Annotated in this window: 22 protein-coding genes, 1 tRNA gene and 1 riboswitch; of the genes, 13 read left to right on the forward strand and 10 right to left on the reverse strand. The window is 63.7% G+C overall.

Going from position 1 to position 20,662, the window contains the following annotated elements:
* Positions 1-94: 94 nt before the first annotated feature.
* On the reverse strand, positions 95-1,105 hold the full coding sequence (locus ACTG4K_RS05905; RefSeq protein WP_439113579.1) for a sulfate ABC transporter substrate-binding protein: 1,011 nt from the start codon (positions 1,103-1,105) through the stop codon (positions 95-97).
* A 128-nt stretch (positions 1,106-1,233) separates the two neighbouring features.
* Here ACTG4K_RS05905 and ACTG4K_RS05910 point away from each other — a divergent pair, with 128 nt between their 5' ends.
* Both ACTG4K_RS05910 and ACTG4K_RS05915 read left to right on the forward strand, forming a co-directional pair.
* Positions 1,234-1,512 carry an oxidative damage protection protein gene (locus ACTG4K_RS05910; protein WP_439113272.1) on the forward strand — a complete coding sequence of 93 codons (279 nt, stop codon included), beginning with the start codon at positions 1,234-1,236 and terminating at the stop codon, positions 1,510-1,512.
* Between the two features lie 30 nt (positions 1,513-1,542).
* On the forward strand, positions 1,543-2,760 hold the full coding sequence (locus ACTG4K_RS05915; protein WP_439113273.1) for an FAD-dependent oxidoreductase: 1,218 nt from the start codon (positions 1,543-1,545) through the stop codon (positions 2,758-2,760).
* A gap of 10 nt (positions 2,761-2,770) precedes the next feature.
* Here the strand turns inward: ACTG4K_RS05915 and ACTG4K_RS05920 are convergent, their stop codons facing one another.
* Positions 2,771-3,565, reverse strand: coding sequence for a hypothetical protein (locus ACTG4K_RS05920; RefSeq protein ID WP_439113274.1), 795 nt, complete (start codon positions 3,563-3,565; stop codon positions 2,771-2,773).
* A 179-nt stretch (positions 3,566-3,744) separates the two neighbouring features.
* On the opposite strand from ACTG4K_RS05920, the gene ACTG4K_RS05925 reads away from it, so the two are divergent.
* The 11 genes from ACTG4K_RS05925 to ACTG4K_RS05975 all read left to right on the forward strand — a co-directional run bounded on the left by ACTG4K_RS05925 (position 3,745) and on the right by ACTG4K_RS05975 (position 14,609).
* Positions 3,745-4,536: a sulfite exporter TauE/SafE family protein gene (locus tag ACTG4K_RS05925; RefSeq protein WP_439113275.1), complete on the forward strand. Its 792-nt coding sequence runs from the start codon at positions 3,745-3,747 to the stop codon at positions 4,534-4,536.
* A 30-nt stretch (positions 4,537-4,566) separates the two neighbouring features.
* On the forward strand, positions 4,567-6,336 hold the full coding sequence (locus ACTG4K_RS05930) for a nitrite/sulfite reductase (RefSeq protein WP_439113276.1): 1,770 nt from the start codon (positions 4,567-4,569) through the stop codon (positions 6,334-6,336).
* Positions 6,337-6,358: 22 nt separating this feature from the next.
* Positions 6,359-6,769 carry a DUF934 domain-containing protein gene (locus ACTG4K_RS05935; protein ID WP_439113277.1) on the forward strand — a complete coding sequence of 137 codons (411 nt, stop codon included), beginning with the start codon at positions 6,359-6,361 and terminating at the stop codon, positions 6,767-6,769.
* Between the two features lie 12 nt (positions 6,770-6,781).
* Positions 6,782-7,528 (forward strand): phosphoadenylyl-sulfate reductase, encoded by a 747-nt coding sequence (locus ACTG4K_RS05940; RefSeq protein WP_439113278.1) that lies wholly within the window; start codon positions 6,782-6,784, stop codon positions 7,526-7,528.
* Positions 7,529-7,547: 19 nt separating this feature from the next.
* Entirely contained in the window at positions 7,548-8,492 is a 945-nt protein-coding gene (gene cysD, locus ACTG4K_RS05945) for a sulfate adenylyltransferase subunit CysD (RefSeq protein WP_439113279.1), read from the forward strand.
* Positions 8,493-8,609: 117 nt separating this feature from the next.
* The gene (locus ACTG4K_RS05950) at positions 8,610-9,914 is read left to right on the forward strand and encodes a sulfate adenylyltransferase subunit 1 (protein ID WP_439113280.1); all 1,305 of its coding nucleotides are present in this window, start codon (positions 8,610-8,612) and stop codon (positions 9,912-9,914) included.
* Positions 9,915-10,020: 106 nt separating this feature from the next.
* On the forward strand, positions 10,021-10,350 hold the full coding sequence (fdxA, locus tag ACTG4K_RS05955; RefSeq protein ID WP_439113281.1) for a ferredoxin FdxA: 330 nt from the start codon (positions 10,021-10,023) through the stop codon (positions 10,348-10,350).
* A 5-nt stretch (positions 10,351-10,355) separates the two neighbouring features.
* Positions 10,356-11,456, forward strand: coding sequence for an NAD(P)/FAD-dependent oxidoreductase (locus tag ACTG4K_RS05960; protein ID WP_439113282.1), 1,101 nt, complete (start codon positions 10,356-10,358; stop codon positions 11,454-11,456).
* Positions 11,457-11,558: 102 nt separating this feature from the next.
* A riboswitch (TPP riboswitch) is annotated at positions 11,559-11,661 on the forward strand.
* Positions 11,662-11,736: 75 nt separating this feature from the next.
* Entirely contained in the window at positions 11,737-13,938 is a 2,202-nt protein-coding gene (locus tag ACTG4K_RS05965; RefSeq protein WP_439113283.1) for a TonB-dependent siderophore receptor, read from the forward strand.
* 55 nt (positions 13,939-13,993) lie between these two features.
* A tRNA-Asn gene (locus tag ACTG4K_RS05970) sits at positions 13,994-14,069 on the forward strand.
* Between the two features lie 375 nt (positions 14,070-14,444).
* Positions 14,445-14,609, forward strand: a complete 165-nt coding sequence (locus ACTG4K_RS05975; protein WP_291468173.1) for a helix-turn-helix transcriptional regulator — start codon at positions 14,445-14,447, stop codon at positions 14,607-14,609.
* 235 nt (positions 14,610-14,844) lie between these two features.
* Here ACTG4K_RS05975 and ACTG4K_RS05980 read toward each other — a convergent pair whose 3' ends face one another.
* The 8 genes from ACTG4K_RS05980 to ACTG4K_RS06015 form a co-directional block, all read right to left on the reverse strand.
* On the reverse strand, positions 14,845-16,146 hold the full coding sequence (locus ACTG4K_RS05980; protein ID WP_439113284.1) for a L,D-transpeptidase family protein: 1,302 nt from the start codon (positions 16,144-16,146) through the stop codon (positions 14,845-14,847).
* Complete coding sequence (locus ACTG4K_RS05985) at positions 16,143-17,471, reverse strand: peptidoglycan DD-metalloendopeptidase family protein (RefSeq protein ID WP_439113285.1); 1,329 nt, start codon at positions 17,469-17,471, stop codon at positions 16,143-16,145. Before ACTG4K_RS05985 ends, ACTG4K_RS05980 begins: the two co-directional genes overlap by 4 nt.
* Before the next feature lie 39 nt (positions 17,472-17,510).
* Positions 17,511-18,149, reverse strand: coding sequence for an SCO family protein (locus ACTG4K_RS05990; protein ID WP_439113286.1), 639 nt, complete (start codon positions 18,147-18,149; stop codon positions 17,511-17,513).
* A 1-nt stretch (position 18,150) separates the two neighbouring features.
* Positions 18,151-18,843, reverse strand: a complete 693-nt coding sequence (locus tag ACTG4K_RS05995; protein WP_439113287.1) for a DsbA family protein — start codon at positions 18,841-18,843, stop codon at positions 18,151-18,153.
* Positions 18,840-19,256 carry a disulfide bond formation protein B gene (locus tag ACTG4K_RS06000; RefSeq protein WP_439113288.1) on the reverse strand — a complete coding sequence of 139 codons (417 nt, stop codon included), beginning with the start codon at positions 19,254-19,256 and terminating at the stop codon, positions 18,840-18,842. The genes ACTG4K_RS05995 and ACTG4K_RS06000 overlap by 4 nt, the downstream gene beginning before the upstream one ends.
* Positions 19,253-19,759, reverse strand: a complete 507-nt coding sequence (gene lspA, locus ACTG4K_RS06005) for a signal peptidase II (RefSeq protein ID WP_291096429.1) — start codon at positions 19,757-19,759, stop codon at positions 19,253-19,255. Before lspA ends, ACTG4K_RS06000 begins: the two co-directional genes overlap by 4 nt.
* A gap of 109 nt (positions 19,760-19,868) precedes the next feature.
* Positions 19,869-20,210, reverse strand: coding sequence for a hypothetical protein (locus ACTG4K_RS06010; protein ID WP_439113289.1), 342 nt, complete (start codon positions 20,208-20,210; stop codon positions 19,869-19,871).
* Positions 20,211-20,272: 62 nt separating this feature from the next.
* Positions 20,273-20,662: a DUF3703 domain-containing protein gene (locus tag ACTG4K_RS06015; protein ID WP_439113290.1), complete on the reverse strand. Its 390-nt coding sequence runs from the start codon at positions 20,660-20,662 to the stop codon at positions 20,273-20,275.

The raw sequence follows: 20,662 nt of genomic DNA on the forward strand, positions 1-20,662 counted from the left end.
CGATAGAGAAGATGCATCGCATTCTGGAATCGATGCCTTGGGAGACAAACGACTTTGTTTTTGTTTTCTTATATGGATTTGGAATAAAGAGCGCTTAATTCCGGGTGTAGATCTGGTCAAAGCTGCCGCCATCGACAAAGTGCACCTTGGCCGCCTGCTCCCAGCCGCCAAAGGCGTCTTCAACCTTGAACAGGTTGAGCTTGGGCAACTGCTGGGCGTACTTGGCCTGGGCCTTGGCGGAAGTGGGCCGGTAGAAGTGCTTGCCGATGATGTCCTGCGCCGTTTCGCTGTAGAGAAACTTCAGGTATTCCTCGGCCACCGCGCGGGTGCCCTTCTTGTCCACATTTTTGTCCACGACCGTCACCGCCGGTTCGGCCAGGATGGACAGCGAGGGATACACGAAGTCGACCTTGTTGCCAAACTCTTTTTCGAGCAGGTAGGCCTCGTTTTCCCAGGACAGGAACACATCGCCCTGGTTGCGTTGGGCGAAGGTGACGGACGAACCGCGTGCGCCGGTGTCGAGCACGGGCACATTGGCGTACAGCTTGGCCACGAAGGCCTGGGCCTGTGCATCACCGCCGTATTTGCGCCTGGCGAACTCCCAGGCCGCCAGGTAGTTCCAGCGGGCACCACCCGAGGTTTTGGGGTTGGGCGTGATGACCTTCACATCGGGGCGCACCAAGTCGTCCCAGTCCTTGATGTTCTTGGGGTTGCCCGCGCGCACCACCAGCACGATGGTGGAGGTGTACGGCGACGAGCCCAGGGGCAGGCGCTTTTGCCAGTCTTTCGGAATCCAGCCCCCGTTGGTGTGCAGGGCATCGGTGTCACCGGCCAGGGCAAGGGTAGCCAGGTCGGCATCGAGCCCGTCGATGATGGAACGCGCTTGCTTGCCCGAGCCTCCGTGGCTTTGCTTGATGACCACGTCCTGGCCCGTCTTGGCCTTCCAGTGCCGAATGAACGCCCTGTTGTATTCCACATACAGCTCGCGGGTCGGGTCGTAGGAAACATTGAGCAAGGTCAGCGGCGGCTGTGCCCAAGCGCTGAGGCCCGACCCTGCCAGGCTTGAGGCCAGCAAAAGGTTGATAAAGTCGCGGCGTGCTTGCATGAGGTATTTCTCCGTGGGTGGTTGAACAACGGAGCGGATCATGGAAGCGATGCGTAAATACTGGAACGACCAAGTTCTCAGTTGTTTATTACCAAAACATCTATACAAAATTCCCCAAGGAAATCAACATGGCACGCACCGTTAACTGCATCAAGCTGGGCAAAGAGGCCGAAGGCCTGGACTTTCCGCCCTACCCCGGCGAGTTGGGCAAGCGCATTTTTGAAGGCGTGAGCAAGGAAGCCTGGGCCGCCTGGCTCAAACACCAGACCATGCTGCTGAACGAAAACCGCCTGAACCTGGCCGACGCACGCGCCCGCCAGTACCTGGCACGCCAGATGGAAAAACACTTCTTTGGTGAAGGTGCTGACGCAGCGGCCGGTTATGTGCCACCGCCCGCAGAGCACTGAAACCTGAACGGTGCTCTCCCGGTTTCAACCTTGACTGATGCCAAGCACCACGCCCTGGTGATCGGTGCTGGCTTGGCCGGTGCCGCCGTGTGCGCCGCTTTGGCCCACCGTGGCTGGCGCACCACCCTGCTGGACGCCGCCAGCGGCCCGGCCCAAGCTGCGTCGGCTCTGCCCGTGGGCATGTTGAGCCCCCACGTGACGAAGGCACCAACGCCGCTGTCACGTCTGTCGGCGCTGGGCGTGGCCGACACGCGCGCCGAACTGGAGCGCCTGCTGGCGCAAGGGCACGGCTGGCAAGCCTGCGAAGTGGACAACCTGGGGCACGATCCAGGCCGCTGGCCCGCCGCCCTGGTGCGCCCTGGTGCCCTGGTGCAAGCCTGGCTGAACGAAGCACGGCAAACCGCCGGCCTGACCACAGTGTGGAACGCGCCGGTGGCCCACTTGCGCCGCTGCCAAACCGGCCACAACCCGCGCGCCCCCGACACGGCCTGGCAAGCGCTGGATGCCCAAGGCAAGCTGCTGGCCGAGGCGCCCGTGGCGGTGGTGGCCGCTGCATGGGGCAGCCTGGCGCTGCTGGAAGCCAGCGCACCCGAGTTGGGCGCAACCGCCTTGCCGCTTCGCCCTGTGAAGGGGCAAATGAGCCTGAGCGCGCAAAGCGGACCGTTGCTGGCCCCCAGACCCCAGCGCGACAACGGTGTGTTTGTGCCCCTTTACGAAGACGCCGACCTGCCCCCCCAATGGCCGCGCCGCGTGTGGACCATGGGCTCCACCTACCTGCGCGGCGAGGCCAGCACCACGCTGAGCGATGCCGACCACGAACGCAACGCACTGAGCCTACAAGGCATGGTCCCCGAAGCGGCCGAGCAGCTGCGCACCGCCGCCGCGCAAGGCGCGCTGCTGGGTTGGGCTCAGGTGCGCTGCGCTTCGCTGGACCGCCTGCCCTTGGTGGGTGCGGTACCCGATGTGGCGGCATTGCACAGCATCATGGAACAGGCAGGATCACGGCGAGGCCGGGTGGCGCTGGAAGATGCGCCGCGCTGGCCGAGCCTTTTTATGCTGGGCGCCCTGGGCTCGCGTGGCCTGACGCTGGCGCACTGGTGCGCGCAGTTGCTGGCGGCCCAGATAGACGGCGCACCGTTGCAAAGCGTGGCGCACGACCTGGTGCAGGCACTGGACCCCGCTCGGTTTGCGTGGCGCCAGGCACGCAAGCAGCCCGTGCCCCAGGCAACGCCGCCCCCGACGGCTTAGCGGCCGCCCCTTACAGCAGATCCATCCATTGGGACAGTTCGCGTGGCTGCAGCGGCCTCGCCAACAACACCGAAATACCCGCCTGGCGGGTGTGGCGCCGCACACGGCGTCGGTTCCACCAGTCGGCCAACGGGCCGGCCATTTCGCTGCTGGCCAGCGTGAGCGCCTGGGGGTAGCGCTGCGCAAACATCCGCGCCAACGACCAGACGTCCACCTGCTTGTCGTCCAGATTGAACACACCGCAGCAATAGTCGTTGCATCCCATCAGGTCCATGGTGGCTTCGGTGGTGGTGGCTTCGTCCAGTTCCACCACGCCCACCAAAGCCAGACGCGAACGCAGGTACATGCGCTCCTGTTCGTCCGAACCAACCAACAACGCGCGCTTGACCCGAACCAACGAGGGGTCAAGCTCCAGCGGTGCGGGAGTGGAGATGTCCAGGTCGATCAAGCCCGAATCGGTTTGCTTTGCGGCAAACACGGCGTCCAGGTCGTTGAGCACGTCGGCCCATTGAATGGGGCGCTGGAGCACACGCCAAACCTGTTCGGGAGCACCTGGGCCCACCCAGATCAGGCGTTGACCCGCAGGCAACGCTTTGGCATGTGACAACACAGCCTCGGCGCTTTGCCCATCCACAAGTGCCACTTCGGCAGGGGCCACCGTTCCAATGGCGCCGGGCGCGGTCATGGGCGACCAAGGCGCGTAACACAGATCACGGTCTTCAGACAGGCGAAACACGGTGTTGAGCGCGTGCCGCTCCGTGTCGGAAAACCCGACCACGCTCACAAAAATGCGCTGCTTTTGCATGGTGCAGATGTTACGCCCGTGGGCTGGCTCGCTTACTCAAGCAACGCATCGAAGATTCGAACCCTCGCCCGCTGCCTGCCGTGCCCGACCCATCACCAAGCTTCTTTATTCGATTTGGCTATATATGAATGAATAAAAATTAGTTTGAAACATAAGCAGCCTTATTTACAGTCGCGCCCATGCCTGAATTCGCCATCCTCATTGCCGGCTTTGCCGTGGGACTCATCGTCGGACTGACCGGCGTGGGCGGTGGCTCGCTCATGACGCCCATTTTGATTTTTTTCTTCGGCGTCAAGCCCTACATGGCGGTGGGCACCGACTTGCTGTTTGCCGCCTTCACCAAGCTTGGCGGCACGGTCAGCCTGGCGCGCCAGCGGCTGGTGCCCTGGCGCGTGGTGGGCCAGCTCAGCGCCGGCAGCCTGCCGGCTGCCATGATCACGCTGGCGGTGCTGCACCAGCTGGGCCCGGCCAGCGCGGCGGTGCAGTCGCTCATGACGAGCACCCTGGGTGTCGCCCTGCTGCTCACCGCCGCCGCCATGTTGTACAAAGCGGCGCGCGGCAAACAGCTGCCGCGCACCCTGGCCGACAACCAGCTGGAGGCTGCCAGCCGCGCCCGCCACTGGAGCCTGCCGGTGGCCTTTGGTGCCGTGATTGGCGCATTGGTCACGATCACGTCGGTGGGTGCGGGCGCGATTGGCGTGTCGGTGCTGCTGCTGCTGTTTCCCCTTCTTCCGCTGCCGCGCATTGTGGCGGCAGACATCGCCTATGCCGTGCCGCTGACCCTGGTGGCTGGCCTGGGCCACGCCAGCCTGGGCTCGGTGGACTGGCCTTTGCTGGGCCAGCTGCTGGCTGGCTCGCTGCCGGGCATCTGGCTGGGCACGCGGTTGATGCGCCACACACCTGAACGCCTGGTGCGCTCGGCGCTCTCTGTGTTGCTGGCCTACGCCGGCTTCAAGCTGATCGCTTTTTGACCGTCTTCTGACCTTTTTCACACCACGACGATGTACCAGTACTCCGAATTTGACCAACAGTTCGTCCAGCTTCGGGCGCACCAGTTCCGCGACCAGCTGGAGCGCTGGCAGGCTGGCACCTTGCGCGAGGATGAATTCAAGCCGCTGCGGCTGCAAAACGGCTGGTACGTGCAGCGGTTCGCACCCATGCTGCGCGTGGCCGTGCCTTACGGCGAACTCTCCAGCCCACAGCTGCGCGTGTTGGCCAAGATCGCCCGAGACTACGACCACAAAGAAGAACACGACACGTCCAAAGCCAACGCGGCTCTGGCAGAAGTGCCCACACTGCCCGACCGCTGCGGCCACTTCACCACCCGCCAGAACGTGCAATACAACTGGATTCCGCTGGCCCGCTCGGCCGACGTGATGGACCTGCTGGCCAGCGTGAACATGCATGGCATTCAGACCAGCGGCAACTGCATCCGCAACATCACCACCGACGCGCTCGCCGGCATCGCGGTGGACGAAGTGGCCGACCCGCGCCCGTTTGCCGAAATCATGCGGCAATGGAGCACGCTGCACCCCGAGTTTGCCTTCCTGCCGCGCAAGTTCAAGATCGCCATCACCGGCGCCCGTGAAGACCGCGCCGCCACACCCTGGCACGACGTCGGCCTGCGACTCTTGCGCAACGTGGACGGCGACCTGGGCTTTCAGGTGCGTGTGGGTGGCGGCATGGGCCGCACCCCCATCATTGGTGCGGTGATCCGCGAATTTCTGCCCTGGAACCAGATCCTCAACTACCTTGAAGCCGTGGTGCGCGCCTACAACCGCTTCGGCCGCCGCGACAACATCTACAAGGCCCGCATCAAGATTTTGGTGAAGGCCGAGGGCCAGGCCTTCACCGACCAGGTGGAAGCCGAGTACCGCGACATTCTGGACAAGGACGGTGCGCCACACACCATTACCCAGGCCGAACTCGACCGCGTGAGCGCTTTCTTTGTGGCGCCCCAGCTCAACTGCGACCGCAAAAGCGCCGACGCCAAGATCGCGCACATTTTGAAGGCCGCCGCCGAAGACGATGTGGAGTTCAGCCGCTGGCTGACGCAAAACGTGAAGCCGCACCAGAACCCGGACCTGCGCGCCGTGACGCTGTCGTTCAAGCGCATTGGCGCGGCCCCTGGGGACGCCACCGCCGAGCAACTGGAGCGTGCGGCCGACCTGGCCGACCGTTTCTCGGCCGGGGAAGCGCGCGTGACGCACGAACAGAACCTGTTGCTGCCCTGGGTGCGCTGCGATCAGTTGCCCGAGCTGTGGCGCGAAGCCCGCCGCCTGGGCCTGGCCAAGCCCAACATTGGCCTGCTGAGCGACATGATTGCTTGCCCCGGTGGTGATTTCTGTGACCTGGCCAACGCCCGTTCACTGCCCATCGCGCAAACGCTGCTGAACCGCTACAAAGACCTGGACGAACTGCACGACCTGGGCGAGATCGACCTGCACATCAGCGGTTGCATCAACTCCTGCGGCCACCACCACAGCGGCCACATTGGCATTTTGGGCGTGGACAAGGACGGCCAGGAGTGGTACCAGATCACGCTGGGCGGCTCCGACGGCTCGCGCCTGTCGGGCGAGGCCACGCCGGGCAAGGTCATTGGCCCGTCGTTTGCAGCCAGCGAGGTGCCCGATGTGATTGAAGCCCTGCTAGACACCTACCGCAACCAGCGCAGCAGCGGCGAGACCTTTGTGAACACGCTGCGCCGCACCGGGCTGGACGCCTTCAAGGCCGCTGCCAACGCTGTGCGCGTGAGCACCGCCCGCGCCTGAGCTGAACCGACAGGAACCCACCATGAGCACCGCCTCCATCCTTGACATTGCATTGGCCGACCACTTTGCCCCCGCCGAGCCCGAGCACCAGCGCCGTGTGCTGACCAACGACAGCGACCCACGCGAAGCCGACCTGAGCGGCATCACCGTCATTGAGCTGCAATTCCCCAAGTTCAACGACGGCCGGGCCTTCAGCCAGGCCTTTTTGCTGCGCCGCCGGCTGGGGTTTACCGGCGCCATCCGCGCCACCGGCGACGTGTTGATTGACCAGTTGCTGCAAATGCAGCGCAGCGGCTTCACCCAGGCGGTGTTGCGGGCCGACCAGAACCTGGCCCACGGCCAGGCATTGCTGACCCATTTCCCGGCTTTTTACCAAGGCGATGCGGTGCACACCGCGCCGCATTTTGTGGCACCCGTGGCCGCCCACGCCTGAGCAGGACACCCCATGAGCGCCATCGACCTTTACAACGCACCCTCCCCCACCTTTGCAGACAAGGTGGCCCACAGCGTGGCCTTGCTGCAGCGCGCAGCCGGCGAATACCCCACGCTCACCCAGGCCTCCAGCCTGGGCGCTGAAGACATGGTGGTCACACACCTGATTCACCTGGCAGGCATCCAGAGCGGCATTTTTGTGCTGGACACCGGCAAGCTGCACGCTGAAACCCTGGCGCTGGTGGGCCAGATCGAGGCGCGCTACACCCGCAGCGTGGAGGTGTACCGGCCCAAAAATGAAACGGTGGTGAAGTTTGTGCGCCAGCACGGCGAGAAAGCTATGTACGACAGCATCGACCTGCGCAAGCAGTGCTGCGACATCCGCAAGATGGAGCCTTTGGCACGCGCCCTGGCCGGCAAAGACGGCTGGATCACCGGGCTGCGCCGCGAGCAGTCCAACGCCCGCGCCGAAGTGGGCGACATCGTGCAGGAAACCGGCGCTTTCGGCACGCGCGTGAAGATCAGTCCGCTGGTGGAATGGACCTGGGGCGACGTGTGGCACTTCATCGCCCAGCACCGGCTGGACTACAACGCGCTGCACGACCAGTTTTTCCCCAGCATTGGCTGCGCGCCGTGCACCCGCGCCATCAGCGTGGGCGAAGATTTCCGCGCCGGCCGCTGGTGGTGGGAAGACGAAAAAGCCAAAGAGTGCGGCCTGCATGTGCAGTCCATCGAATCCCAGCGCCCTCTGGCCGCCTGACCCTTTTGAGCCAAACAACATGAACGCCCGTACCGACACCGCCGTGCTGCAAACCACCGAACACCACCTGAGCAACGCCCATCTGGACGCGCTCGAAGAGGAAACCATCTTCATCCTGCGTGAGGTAGCGGCCGCCTTCGAGCGCCCCGCACTGCTGTTCTCGGGCGGCAAAGACTCGCTGGTGATGCTCAAGTGCGCCGAAAAGGCCTTTGGCGCCGGCCGCATTCCCTACCCGCTGCTGATGATCGACACCGGTCACAACTTCCCTGAAGTGACCCACTTCCGCGACAGCCGTGCCGCCGAACTCCAGGCCGAGCTGATCGTGCGCAACGTCGAAAACTCGATGAAGCGCGGCACCGTGCGCCTGGCCCACCCGGGCGAGAGCCGCAACGTGCACCAGTCGGTCACGCTGCTCGAAGCGATTGAAGAATTCCGCTTCGACGCCCTGATCGGTGGCGCCCGCCGCGACGAAGAAAAGGCCCGCGCCAAAGAGCGCATCTTTTCGCACCGAGACAGCTTCGGCCAGTGGCAGCCCAAGGCCCAGCGCCCCGAGCTTTGGACGCTGTTCAACACCCGGCTGCAACCGGGCGAACACTTCCGGGTGTTCCCCATCAGCAACTGGACCGAGCTCGATGTGTGGCAGTACATCGAGCGCGAGGCCATCGCCCTGCCCTCGATCTACTACACCCACAAGCGCGAAGTGGTGGACCGCCGCGGCCTTCTGGTGCCGGTGACCGAGCTGACCCCGCCCCGGGACGGTGAGACGTTGCAGGTACGTGACGTGCGCTTTCGCACCGTGGGCGACATCACCTGCACCTGCCCGGTAGAGAGCCTGGCCGCTACCGCCGCCGACATCGTGATCGAGACCCTGGCGGCCGACGTGAGCGAGCGCGGCGCGACCCGTATGGACGACAAGACCTCGGAAGCTTCGATGGAGAAGAGAAAACGCGATGGCTATTTCTGACGAAATGGCCCACCCCCGCGCCGCCTTCGGCGTCACCCCCTCAAGGGGGCGGCGCTGGCGGCCCGGCCAAGCCGGTTCCGCGGCGCCCTTGAACAAGACACCTATCTCGGATACCCCATGAACGCTGTTGTTACCCCCTCCACCGCCGCCGACACCCGCACCGCGCTGAAATTCATCACCTGCGGCTCGGTCGATGACGGCAAGAGCACCCTGATCGGCCGCCTGCTGGTAGACAGCAAGGCCGTGCTGCAAGACCATCTGGCTGGCGTGCAGCGCCAGGGCGAAACCGACCTCGCCTTGCTGACCGACGGCCTGTCGGCCGAACGCGAGCAAGGCATCACCATCGATGTGGCCTACCGCTACTTCAACACCGAAACCCGCAAGTTCATCATTGGCGACGCGCCGGGCCACGAGCAGTACACACGCAACATGGTGACGGCCGCCTCCAGCGCCGATGCGGCCGTGGTGCTGGTGGACGCCACCAAGCTCGACTGGCAAGAAGCGGCGCTCAAGCTGCTGGTGCAGACCCGTCGTCATTCGCTGCTGCTCAAGCTGCTGCGCGTGCCGTCCATCGTGTTCGCCGTCAACAAACTGGACGCAGTCGCCGACAGCGCGCTCGCGTTTGCCCATATCCGAGCCGCGCTAGCCGCTTTCGCGGCTGAAGCCGGCATCGCCGTGACCGCCACTGTTCCGGTCTCGGCACTCAAAGGCTGGAATGTGGTGGACGCCGCTGCCGACACCACCTGGTGCGGCTACAGCGGCCCCACTCTGCTGGAAATACTGGAACACTTGCCGGTGACAGCAGCCGACACCACGCTGCCATTCGCCTTCCCGGTGCAATGGGTGGAAAAGTTCAGCAGCTCTGCCGACACCAGCCAGGGCCGCCGCGTCTTCTGGGGCCGTGTGGCCACCGGCGGCGTGCAGCCGGGTCAGCATGTCAAGGTGATGCCCAGCGGCCAGCTTGCAACGGTGGCGCAGGTGCTCGACCACGCACGCCACCCCAAGGCTGTTCTGGCCGGGCACAGCGCGGGCATCGTGCTGGACCGCGAGGTCGATGTGTCGCGTGGCGACTGGCTGCTGGCTGCCGATGGCGAAGGGAGCGCACTGGAAGGCCACCGCGAAATCCGCGCCACCGTGGCCTGGCTGGACGACGAAACCCTCGTGGCCGGACGCGTCTACTGGGCGCTGCACGGCCACCGCTGGGTCAAAGCCAAGGTCAAACGCATCGTCCACAAGCTCGATATCAACACCCTGGCCGAAGAGGACGCCACCCAGCTTGAACCCAACGCCATCGGTCACATTGAGCTCACGCTGCAAGAGCCGCTGGTCACCCTGCCGTTTTCGCAGTCGCGCGCGCTGGGCTCCCTGGTGCTGGTGGACACCGCCAGCCACAAGACCTCCGGCGCCTTGCTCGTCAACTGAACCCGCGCCGAACAACCTTAACTTATGTCAACGCAAGGGGCTTGACCCCTCCTTACACTCTGGAAAACCCTAAAATCTGGGGTTTTACCGAACAGCCCACAACACCATGACCCACGTTGTCACCGAATCCTGCATCCGCTGCAAATACACCGATTGTGTGGACGTCTGCCCCGTCGACTGCTTCCGTGAAGGCCCCAACTTCCTGACCATCGACCCCGATGAGTGCATCGACTGCGCCGTCTGCATTCCCGAGTGCCCGGTCAGCGCCATCTACGCCGAAGAAGACCTGCCCAAAGACCAGCTGCACATGACCCAGCTCAACGCCGATCTGGCCGTGCTGCCGGGCTGGAAAAGCATCACCAAGCGCAAAGAGCCGCTGCCCGACGCCGACGACTGGAAAGACCGCACCGGTAAGCTGTCCGAGCTGATCCGCTGAACGCAATGGACCCCCAGCTGAACCCCGCCGTGATGGACACCGCCGCTGCACACGACGGACCGATCGAAACCGATGCCGTCATCGTGGGCGCCGGTCCGGTGGGCCTGTTTCAGGTGTTTGAACTCGGGCTGCTGGAAATCAAGGCCCATGTGATCGACGCGCTGGCCTACCCCGGTGGCCAGCCTGTGGAGCTGTACCCCGACAAACCCATCTACGACATACCGGCCATTCCGGTCTGTACCGGTCAAGAACTCACCGACAGCCTGCTCAAGCAGATCGCTCCGTTTGGCGCCACATTCCACCTAGGCCAGGAAGTGACCACGGTGGAGCAACAAGAAGATGGGCGGTTCTTCGTCGCCACATCCAAAGGCACCCAGTTCCTCACCAAAACGCTGTTCATCGCCGCCGGTGTAGGTGCCTTTCAGCCGCGCCTGCTCAAAGTGGACGGCCTGGAGCGGTTCGACGGTGCACAGTTGTTCTACCGGGTCAAGAACCCGGCCGATTTCGCCGGCAAAAACCTGGTGATCGTGGGCGGTGGCGACTCGGCCATTGACTGGGCGCTCAACTTCGCGGCCGAAGGCCCGAACAAAGCCGAAAGCGTGATCCTGATCCACCGCCGCGACGGCTTCAAGGCCGCGCCCGCCAACGTGGCCACGATGCGCGAACTGTGTGAACAGCTGGAAATGCAGTTCATCGTCGGCCAGATCACTGGCTATGAAGAAAAAGACGGCCGCCTCAGCGGCGCCAAAGTCACCGGCGCTGACGGCGTGACCCGCGTGGTGCCGCTAGACGTGCTGCTGGTCTTTTTTGGCCTGTCGCCCAAGCTCGGCCCCATTGCCAATTGGGGCCTGGAGATTGAGCGCAAACAGCTGGTCGTGGACACCGAAAAGTTCTCCACCAGCGTTCCCGGCATCTTCGCCGTGGGCGACATCAACACCTACCCAGGCAAAAAGAAGCTCATCTTGTGCGGCTTCCACGAATGCGCCCTCGCCGCCTTCGGCGCCATGCCCATCATTTCGCCAGAGAAAAAGGTGTTTCTGCAGTACACCACCACCAGCCCCAAACTGCACAAGGTGCTGGGTGTCGAGTCACCGGTGTTCGACTGAACAACCTGTCAAATACATCCTGAGCCACCCGGGCTCATGCTCAAAGCCCTCCCCGTGGAGGGCTTTGTTTTTGCACCTACAATCCGCTCGCGCTTGAAAAAGCGCATCCGCTAGGGGTGTTGTGGCCTGAGAGGGCCACGACTGAGAAAGTCCCTTTGAACCTGATTGAGGTAATCCTCGCGCAGGGAAGCAGTCAAGCAAGCCTCGCCGCACGTTCGCTGTGCGGTGCTTGAGGTTTGTGAGAAGCCGACCTGCCATTGACGTCCACCGGACAACACACATGGCAAACAACACACTATTTCGCACATCCGCTGCCGCACCCAGTTCTTTCAAACTCAGTGGCGCAAGCCTGGCCTGCCTGCTTGCTTGTGCATCCGCAGCGCAGGCCCAAAGCACGGCACCTACGGCCAGCATGCGTGAGGTCGTCATTCAAAGCGACACGGCTATTGCCGCGCCCGATGTCAGCGGATTTGCCGACCAGCCCTTGTCCAACACGCCACTGAGCGCCACTGTGATCTCGTCGGACGAGATCGCCCACACCGGCGCCCGCCGCTTGAGCGACCTGTACCGCCTGGACGCGTCGGTCTCGGACGCCTACAACGCGGGCGGCTACTACGACTACGCGAGCGTGCGCGGCTTTGTCATCGACAACACCTACAACTACCGCCGCGAAGGCTTGCCCATCAGCGCCGAAACCGCGCTCCCGCTGGACCACTTGGAGCGCGTGGAACTGCTCAAGGGCACCAGCGGCATCCAGGCGGGCACCAGCGCGCCCGGTGGCCTGTTCAACTTGGTGGTGAAGCGCCCCACGCAAAACACGTTGCGCAGCCTGCGCCTGGAAGGGATCAGCACCGGTAATGCCCTGGTGCATGCCGACCTGGGTGGCCGCCTGGGCGAAAACGGCGACCTGGGCTACCGCCTCAACCTGCTCGGCGAGCGGTTGAACAGCCACGCGCGTGGCACCGAAGGCCAGCGGGCTCTGATGGCTCTGGCCATGGACGCCCGCCTTTCACGCGACAGCTTGCTCGAAGGTGAGTTCGAAGTCTCGCGCCGCAGCCAGCCCAGCGTGCCCGGCCTCAGCCTCCTTGGCGCCGCCCTGCCCCCGGCAGACGCCCGCATCAACATCAACACCCAGCCCTGGACCCAGCCTGTGGTGTTTCAGAACTTCAGCGGCAGCCTGCGCTACACCCAGGCCATCAACACCGACTGGAACTGGCAGGCGCAGCTGGGCACGCAGCGGCTGAAAACAGATGACAGACTGGCGTACCCCTATGGATGCTATGAACCTATTTCGGATGAATACCTTTACAGCTACTGCCCCAACGGCGACTTCGACCTGTACGACTACCGCAGCGAGAACGAACGCCGCAACACCACAGCCGCGCAGTGGCGCATCAACGGCAAGCTGAGCACGGGCGCAGTGCCACACCAGGTCAGCGCCGGAGTGGTGGCTAGCCGCTTCACCGACCGAGGCCAGCTGCAAGCCGACAACAACGCACCAGCGGGCATCGGCAACATTGACTCCCTGCCAATATTTGCTCCCGTCGCTGAATTCACCGACCCGTACACCAACCGCACCGAGCGCAGCACCGAGTTCTTCGCCACCGACGTAATTCGCTGGAACGACCAGCTACAAACCTGGCTCGGCTTGCGTCACACGCGGCTGGACCGTGCCAGCGTGCGCACCGACGGCTCGCGTTCCACCGCCTACACGCAAAACGTCACCACGCCCTGGCTGGCCGCAACCTGGCAGCTGAATCCGTCACAGATGGCCTACGCCAGCTGGGGACAAGGTGTCGAGTCAGAAGTCGCACCCGGTCGCCCCCGTTACACCAACCAGGGCGAGCCACTACCCGCACTCAAAAGCCGCCAGTGGGAGCTGGGCCTGAAGTCCGACGACGGTACCCAGCGCTGGAATGCCACGGTCTTCAATATAGTTCGCCCTGCTTCCAGCGACCTTTTCCTGGCCGGCGAATGCGATGATGATGTACCGGGCTCCTGTACCCGCATCACCGACGGCAATGCCCGCCACCAAGGACTGGAACTCGGCGGTGGCCGCACCAGCGGAGCCTGGTCATACAACACCAGCATCACCTGGATCCGCGCTGAACGCCGCAGCTCGGTGACTGCGCCCGAACTAAACGGCAAGCGCCCCACCAACGTGCCCAACTGGGTTCTGCGAGCCAACGTCAGCCATGCCCTGGCGACCGTGCCAGGCTTGCATCTGGGCGCGCACCTGTCACACGAAGGCCGCCGAGCCGTGCTGCCAGATGGCTCACTGCAGTTGCCTGCCTGGACACGTATCGACGCGTCACTGCGATATGAGACCCTTCTTCAAGGTCGACCGGCCAGCTGGACCCTGTCGATCGACAACCTGCTTGACCGCCGATTCTTTAAAGAGTCGCCATTTCAGTACGGTCACGTCTACCTGTTCCCGGCCGCACCACGGACCTTGCGGCTAGCACTCCAGACAAATTTCTGAAAAAATTCAGTCCACTTGAAAAAATGGTGAAAATGTCCCTATAATTCAAAGCTGTTCCCTGATAGCTCAGTCGGTAGAGCGACGGACTGTTAATCCGCAGGTCCCTGGTTCGAGTCCAGGTCGGGGAGCCAAGAAACACGAGAGTCAGCAGGTTAGCGCCTGCTGGCTTTTTTGCTTTCTGGGTTTGGCTGGTGCCAGTCTGGTGCCAGTTTTTGGGCTGATGAACGTAGTCCGGAGCATCGCGCACAATGTGTTGCGTACGAGCTGCATCCAGACCTCGGCAGGCACCACTGCCGAGCCCCAACCGTCGAAACCTCGTTGTCAAACGCGCTGCTCTGACAGTGAGAGTCCTGTGCGTGCGCAAGATTTGTCAGCGAATCCAGCATGCCCGAGGCGCCCGCAGCGCCCTACAGTTGCCTACATGCCTCCACCGGGAGATTGCCGTGCAACATACCTCCGCCCCACCCCCGGAAACACAGGATCAAGTATCGACCGTGTTTCTACGCATGCCATCCGTCATGCAGATGACTGGCTTGGGCCGATCCACGATCTACAGGCTCATGGCCCAACAACAGTTCCCCTGCCCGGTTCGCCTCGGTGTGCGCGCTGTGGCCTGGCGCCGCAGCGAACTGGATCTGTGGAGTCAGTCACGGCCAGCGACATCGCACTGAAACGGACAGGCTCTCTCTCAGAATACGTCGGGTTTGAAGCGACCCAAGCACCAACCTGAAGATAGCCCTCTGCAGCAGGAAAACCTGTACCCTGAGTGGCTTCAATGCAGCGTTTGCCGCCTTTCGCTGCACAGATCCGACTACCCGCTGTTTGCCATAGATCGGGCATTCACTCCAACCCAAATCCCGGACACAGTCTCAGAACCATGAATGGGCAGTAGCACGGAGATCTCCCTCAGACCGCTCCGTCGAAAAACAGGCGCCAGCGCCCTTGCTCCCGTTCCCAGTATTGGCGACGGTCGGTGCTGCGTGACGGCTTCGTGCTCACCGCGGTGTAGTTGACGATGGCCACCTCGACCCCTCGCTTCCAGCGAAAGACGGAAACCTGACGCCACTCGGCTTGCGGATCGGGTTCGCCGTTGGCACGCAGGGGCTCGGCAGCCAGGGACACCTTGCGCAGCGGGTTGCCGGCGCGCGCATTGAAGTCCTCCGTTTGCAGGGCCAGCAAGGTACGCCCATCACCACGGGCACGAGCCTCTTGCCATTGGGTGATCAAGGTGTCGAAGCTGCGCCGTTCGGCCGCCTGGTCGGCGGGGCGAACCCAGTTCACCTCGTCCGCAATCACAACCGGCGTACGCCGTGTTTGCAGCACTTCCATGAGGTAGGCCATGTCGTCGTTGGCCAGGGCGACGCAACCCTCGGTGGCGTAGGGGCTGCGCGAGTAGGTGACGCGCGGCACGCCGTGCAACCAGATGCCGCTGCCGGTGCGCCCCAGGCGGCGGTCGTACTCATTGGGGTAGTTCAGCGGCAGCGCGCCAATGCCGTACAGCTCTTCAACCTGCTGATCGTCCAGACGGCTTGTGATGAAGTACACGCCCAGCGGGGTGCGCAGGTCGCCCTCGACCCGCTTGTCAAAACCGGCCCGCCCGACAGAGGCGTAGAAGCTGCGAATCAGCTGCAGGCCGCTGGCCTGCTGTTCAAAGACATGGACCCTGGAATGGCTGGCGTCCACCACCACCACATGCCGGACATTGGGTGCCAAGCGCAGCAACTGTTCGGGCACGGTGCCGGGCGGGGGCATTTCGCTGAGCGCGTTCAAACGCCGATGGGCCTCAGCACGCAGTTTCTGTAGTTGCTCCCGAACCGCCGGGGGACCATCGGTCGCCGTGGAAAGGCCCGGGAACGAACCGCTGCGGGCGAGCAGAAGATCTGCGTAGACAAGCTGGCCCAGCTGAAACCCCGGCACGTCCCGCACCAGCGATGCCGCCATTGGCATGGCTTGCCGATCCCCTGCCGCAATGGCGCGGTAGACCGCAATCAGGCGCGCTTCGGGTGAAGAGCGCAGAGACCCGGTCAGCACAGCTTCGCCATTCAACGGGCTGCGGGCGGGTTGGCCGCTGGCTTGTGCGAACGGAAACAGCAGCGAGGTGGTCGCCAATGCAGAACCTGCGAGCAGCGCTCGCCGGGTGGGGGACGAATCGGAAGTCAGCGTCACGTATCGAGCGATCAGGGAAGAGGACTCACGTTTTCGAATCATTGCGCGCTGGCCAAGGCGACCGAGGCGGCAACACCGAGTTGTTCGCGCACGGCCTTAGCCGCCTGTTTGAAGGCAGGCAAGCTGGCCACCACGACCGTCGAAGATGCGGGCGCACTGGTGATGGTGGACGGGTTGGTGCGAACGCCCCTGACCAGGTATTCGAAGTGCAGATTCGGGCCTGTCGCCGTTCCGGTGGAGCCGACCGTGCCGATGATCTGACCTTGCTGCACGCGTTGGCCCACCCGGACATCGATGCGACCCAGGTGCGCGTAGGCGGTGGCGGCCTTGTCGGGGTGCTGGATCACGACGTAATTGCCATACCCGCCCTGGCGCCCTGCGAAGCTCACCACGCCGTCGGCCACGGTTCGAATCGGGGTTCCGGCTGGAGCGCCGTAGTCCGTGCCCTTGTGGGCTTTCTGCCCCCCAAACACCGGGTGGATGCGAGGCCCGTAGGAGCTGGTGACCCTTGAAAACGCCAGGGGTGAGGCCAGGTAGGCACGACGCTGGCTCGCTCCATCGAGGCTGACGAACTCGCCGTTCTGGCCAGCTTGCTGGAACCACATGGCCTGGTGCGTGTCTTTGCCGTTCTGAATCTCGGCGCCCAGCAACTGGCCCGTGAACAGGATTTCACCATCCAGCTCGAACGCTTCATACACAAGGATGACACGCGCACCGCGCTTCAAGTCGCGCTGAAAATCGATGTCCCCGGAAAAGGCCTCGACCGTCTGCGCAGCGACGGCATCCGGAATGCCGGCCTGGTCGGTGGACGCATAGAACGATGAGCGGATGGTCATCGAACCGAATTGCTCCAGGCGCCGTGGCGTCGGCTGTTCGAGCCGGGATCGGTAGCCACTTTCTTGTTGCTCCACCACCAGCCGGCTGACGCGCTGGCTGCTCGTGTCCTCCCAGCGCACAGACAGGGTCTTCAAGCGCCCTTGCGGCGTTCGGGTGACCGACGCCAGTTTGCCGGACGCACCGGTCAACAACAGGCTCGATGTGGCGTCGTGCGCGAGAAAGGTCTGTGCCTCGCGGTCATCGACACCCAGCCTTTTGAGCAGGGCCTGAAGGGAGTCGTCGCGGCGGGTGAGCTGCGATTGGTGGATCAGAAACTCGGGGTTCGATATCGTCGTCTCCGACACTGCCAGTGGCGTATCCGTAGTCTCTACCACTTGCCGGACCGGCCACTGCACCGCGTCGGGCAAGTCTGGGGAGACACCAAAGGCCACCATGCCCGTGCCCAGCATCAAGGTGCCCAAGACCGCCAGCACGGACCGCCGGTGGTGTTGGATCAGTGTCGTCAAACGGAGCATGTTGGTTGGGTGCATGTCAGGTCATTCGATGTCTTGACCAAGGCTTCAAACGCCTCAGGCCTTGGTCAAAAGAATCTGGATGTCCGACGCGATCGTTGCGGCGTCGGTTCCGTAGGCGGAGAACAAGCGCACCCGACCTTCGGTGTCGAAGATGTACTTCCCTGCTGAGTGGTCCATGGTGTAGGCCGTTGGCGTCGATCCGGGGACCTTCTTGTAGTAAATCTTGAAGGCCACCGCGACGTCTTTGAGTTCGTCTGGCGCGGGCCGCAGCGCGATGAAGCTCGGGTCGAAGCTCGCCATGTACTCCTTGAGCAGTGCCTGCGTGTCACGCTCGGGGTCCACCGTGATGAAGAGCACCTGCAGTCGCTCACCCTGGTCACCAAGCAGACGCTTGACCTCGGCCATGGTCGTCATGGAAGTCGGGCAGACATCCGGACACTGCGTGAAACCGAAGAAGGTGACCACGATCTTGCCCTTGAAGTCAGCCAACGTTCTCACGTTGCCGTGGTGGTCCTTGAGCCGGAAATCCTGGGCAAAAGTGGCGCCGGTCACATCGGTGCTTTTGAACGGCGCGACCTCGGGTGAGCAGGCCATCAGCACAGTCATACCGGCCACACTGGCGAGCGCCACCTGCACAATGCGCCGGCGATCTATGGACGGGTGGCCAGGTGTGGATGAAAAACGCGGGTTCATGTCACTTCCTGGCTTTGGCGACTTCTTCGGCCACGAGTGACAGCAGTTGCTGGTCACCGAAGGATGGCAGACCGCGACCATTGACAAAGAACGTCGGGGTCTTGGTCACCTCCAGTGCGGTCAGGTCCTCGATGTCTTGCTGCAACACTGCGGCGACGTCCGGTTGCTGGGCGTCTGCCTTGGCCTTCTCGATGTCCAGGCCCGCTTCCTGCGCGGCGCGATACGCCAGATCGAGATTGGGCTGGCCATGGTCGGCCCACTGCGGCTGGGTGCCCAGAATCATCTCCAGCACAGGCTGGTACTTGTTTTGCCGCTTGGACGCCTCCAGCAGTTTGACCACTTGATCGGAGCCGGCATGGAACGGGGCGTAGCGGATCACCAGGCGCACATCGTTCGGGTACTGCTTGAGGATGTCCTTGACGATGGGATAGAACGCGCGGCAGGTCTCGCACGCCGGGTCAAAGAACTCGACGATGGTGACCGGCGCATTGCTGGGGCCAAAGACCGGTGAGTGGAAGCGGACCAGCCGGTTGTCCGTCTGGCTGGCGGGCGCGCTGCTGGACTGCTGGACCGCCTGGCTGACCTTCTCGGCCTGCGAGTTCTGGACCCGCTTCTGGTAGGCGTTCATGCCGAGGAAGAAGAACACCAGGACGATGGCGACCAGGGCGACGACGGTGATTTTTTTGGAGTTCATCGGGAGGACTTTCTGAGGTAGACGACGAGAAGGAATGCCAGCGCCATGAACGCGGCCAGTGACAGCCAGGGGATCTGGACGCCGTTGAGAATTTCAAGCTTTTGGTCTGCGCAAGACACCCCGGCACTGCAAGGCACCCAGGCCTTGGGAATCAGACCTGCGACCAGCAGGGTGTGGTACCCGGCCATGGCCATCCCGCCCAGTGCCAGGGCAAGGCCATAGACGGCACCCCGTCGGTCATCGGTGAAGCAGCCGATTCCGAGGATGATGGCGATGGGGAACATGAAGATGCGCTGGTACCAGCACAGGACGCAGGGGGTCATGCCCATGACCTCACCGAGAAACAGCGCACCCAGGGTGGCGGTGGTGGCGACCAGCCAGGCCCATAGCAGCAGGGTCCAGGGCCGGGTCATGACGGGTTCCCTGAGGTTGCAACCGAAGGGCGAAAGGACATCAGAATCCAGGCGCCCGCCGCCAGAACGATGAACACATCGGCCAGGTTGAATGCCGGCCAATGCAGACCGCGCCAGTGCAGGTCGAGGAAGTCGGTGACCGCCCCGCTGGCAATGCGGTCGATGAGGTTGCCACCGCCACCCGCCACCAGCAGAGCACCCGCCACGCGGTCGAGCGGCGCCACCTGGCGAGCCAGGCAGACGAAAGTGATGGGAACGACCACCACGAAGCCGATGACGATGAAGAACACCCGCTGCCAGCCCCCGGCATCGGCCAGCAGTGAAAACGCGGCACCGGTGTTGAGCACATGGACCAGGTTGAACCAGGTCGTGACCTCGATGGCTGTGCCCAGCGCAATGGTGCTGGCAAACCAGGCTTTGCTCAGCTGGTCCAGCGCCAGGAGAAGGGCCACGGCGATGAGCCAGGCCAGACGGGGACGACCCCGCCAGGGAGATACAGACATGAAAAGACCCTGAAAGAACGGACATCACCAGCCGCGAGGGCTGGCACGCTTCACAGGGATCGGGGGGAGTGTGGCGGCAATGGGCGCCGCCAAAGAAGCCGAACCCTGGTCAGGCCAGGGTGGTCCATTGCGGCCGTTCGGGCCGCTCGACGAACAGGCCCTCGGTCCAGGAACGCGACTTCGCTTGCGTCCGGGTGCGGGTGTCGCTCATGGAAAAGGGCACGCTGGCCAGCAGGGCCAGGGCGCCAGCGTGGCAGCTTCCGCAGTGCGGGTGCTGAGCATGGGACTCACCGGCGTGGTCGGCGGCGTCAACCTGCGACGAGACATCGGCCGCGCTGGCGTGCAGGGGCGCACAGGGTTCGTGCGCACAAGGCGCGCCCGAGGCTGCGCCGGCCCACTGCAGGGGCAGGCAGAACATCAGCAACAGGGCAAACAGGCAGGCACGCATCAAGGGTGGATTGTAGGGTGAAGAAAGCAATAGAGATCGGTTGACCCGGGCAGCCCGCAGGTTGTTCAGAGAGTCGGCGGTCGCTGATGTGCGCGAATGGTGGCCAACAATTCCGGAGCGACCTGCATGGGCCGAAACGCCCCCACGTGCGAACGCCCGGTGTTGCCTAGCGGTAGCCGGCCCAGCAGGTGCCCCAGCGGCACCAGCAGCAGCCGCAACAGCTGACCATTCACCTCGGCCAGGTTCCGCGTTCGCCAGGCCAGCGCCAGCATGAGTCCGTGTGTCCGCGCATGCGGGACCAGCCGCGTCTGCCCGAGCACATGCATGGCTTCGAGCAGATGCCAGGCCTGGGCCGGGTCGCTGCGGTCGATCCGGCGGTACGCCCGCTGCAGCCGCTCGAAGGTGCCCGGGTCGAACGCCACCGTCGCAGTGGGTTCAGTGGGCGCGGTGTTCAT

Origin of the sequence: Hydrogenophaga sp., assembly GCF_965657535.1 — a bacterium.
In the GTDB taxonomy this organism is placed as follows: domain Bacteria; phylum Pseudomonadota; class Gammaproteobacteria; order Burkholderiales; family Burkholderiaceae_C; genus Hydrogenophaga.

Excerpts from the sequence above, each read along its gene's own strand:
- ACTG4K_RS05935 (WP_439113277.1), top strand. The coding sequence starts at position 6,359 with ATGAGCACCGCCTCCATCCTTGACATTGCATTGGCCGACCACTTTGCC.
- ACTG4K_RS05960 (WP_439113282.1), top strand. The coding sequence starts at position 10,356 with ATGGACCCCCAGCTGAACCCCGCCGTGATGGACACCGCCGCTGCACAC.
- ACTG4K_RS06000 (WP_439113288.1), bottom strand. The coding sequence starts at position 19,256 with ATGACCCGGCCCTGGACCCTGCTGCTATGGGCCTGGCTGGTCGCCACC.
- ACTG4K_RS05995 (WP_439113287.1), bottom strand. The coding sequence starts at position 18,843 with ATGAACTCCAAAAAAATCACCGTCGTCGCCCTGGTCGCCATCGTCCTG.
- ACTG4K_RS05950 (WP_439113280.1), top strand. The coding sequence starts at position 8,610 with ATGAACGCTGTTGTTACCCCCTCCACCGCCGCCGACACCCGCACCGCG.
- ACTG4K_RS05910 (WP_439113272.1), top strand. The coding sequence starts at position 1,234 with ATGGCACGCACCGTTAACTGCATCAAGCTGGGCAAAGAGGCCGAAGGC.
- ACTG4K_RS05925 (WP_439113275.1), top strand. The coding sequence starts at position 3,745 with ATGCCTGAATTCGCCATCCTCATTGCCGGCTTTGCCGTGGGACTCATC.
- ACTG4K_RS05930 (WP_439113276.1), top strand. The coding sequence starts at position 4,567 with ATGTACCAGTACTCCGAATTTGACCAACAGTTCGTCCAGCTTCGGGCG.
- ACTG4K_RS05940 (WP_439113278.1), top strand. The coding sequence starts at position 6,782 with ATGAGCGCCATCGACCTTTACAACGCACCCTCCCCCACCTTTGCAGAC.
- ACTG4K_RS05905 (WP_439113579.1), bottom strand. The coding sequence starts at position 1,105 with ATGCAAGCACGCCGCGACTTTATCAACCTTTTGCTGGCCTCAAGCCTG.
- cysD (WP_439113279.1), top strand. The coding sequence starts at position 7,548 with ATGAACGCCCGTACCGACACCGCCGTGCTGCAAACCACCGAACACCAC.
- ACTG4K_RS05920 (WP_439113274.1), bottom strand. The coding sequence starts at position 3,565 with ATGCAAAAGCAGCGCATTTTTGTGAGCGTGGTCGGGTTTTCCGACACG.
- ACTG4K_RS05975 (WP_291468173.1), top strand. The coding sequence starts at position 14,445 with ATGCCATCCGTCATGCAGATGACTGGCTTGGGCCGATCCACGATCTAC.
- ACTG4K_RS05965 (WP_439113283.1), top strand. The coding sequence starts at position 11,737 with ATGGCAAACAACACACTATTTCGCACATCCGCTGCCGCACCCAGTTCT.
- ACTG4K_RS05990 (WP_439113286.1), bottom strand. The coding sequence starts at position 18,149 with ATGAACCCGCGTTTTTCATCCACACCTGGCCACCCGTCCATAGATCGC.
- ACTG4K_RS06015 (WP_439113290.1), bottom strand. The coding sequence starts at position 20,662 with ATGAACACCGCGCCCACTGAACCCACTGCGACGGTGGCGTTCGACCCG.
- ACTG4K_RS05980 (WP_439113284.1), bottom strand. The coding sequence starts at position 16,146 with ATGATTCGAAAACGTGAGTCCTCTTCCCTGATCGCTCGATACGTGACG.
- fdxA (WP_439113281.1), top strand. The coding sequence starts at position 10,021 with ATGACCCACGTTGTCACCGAATCCTGCATCCGCTGCAAATACACCGAT.
- ACTG4K_RS05985 (WP_439113285.1), bottom strand. The coding sequence starts at position 17,471 with ATGCACCCAACCAACATGCTCCGTTTGACGACACTGATCCAACACCAC.
- lspA (WP_291096429.1), bottom strand. The coding sequence starts at position 19,759 with ATGTCTGTATCTCCCTGGCGGGGTCGTCCCCGTCTGGCCTGGCTCATC.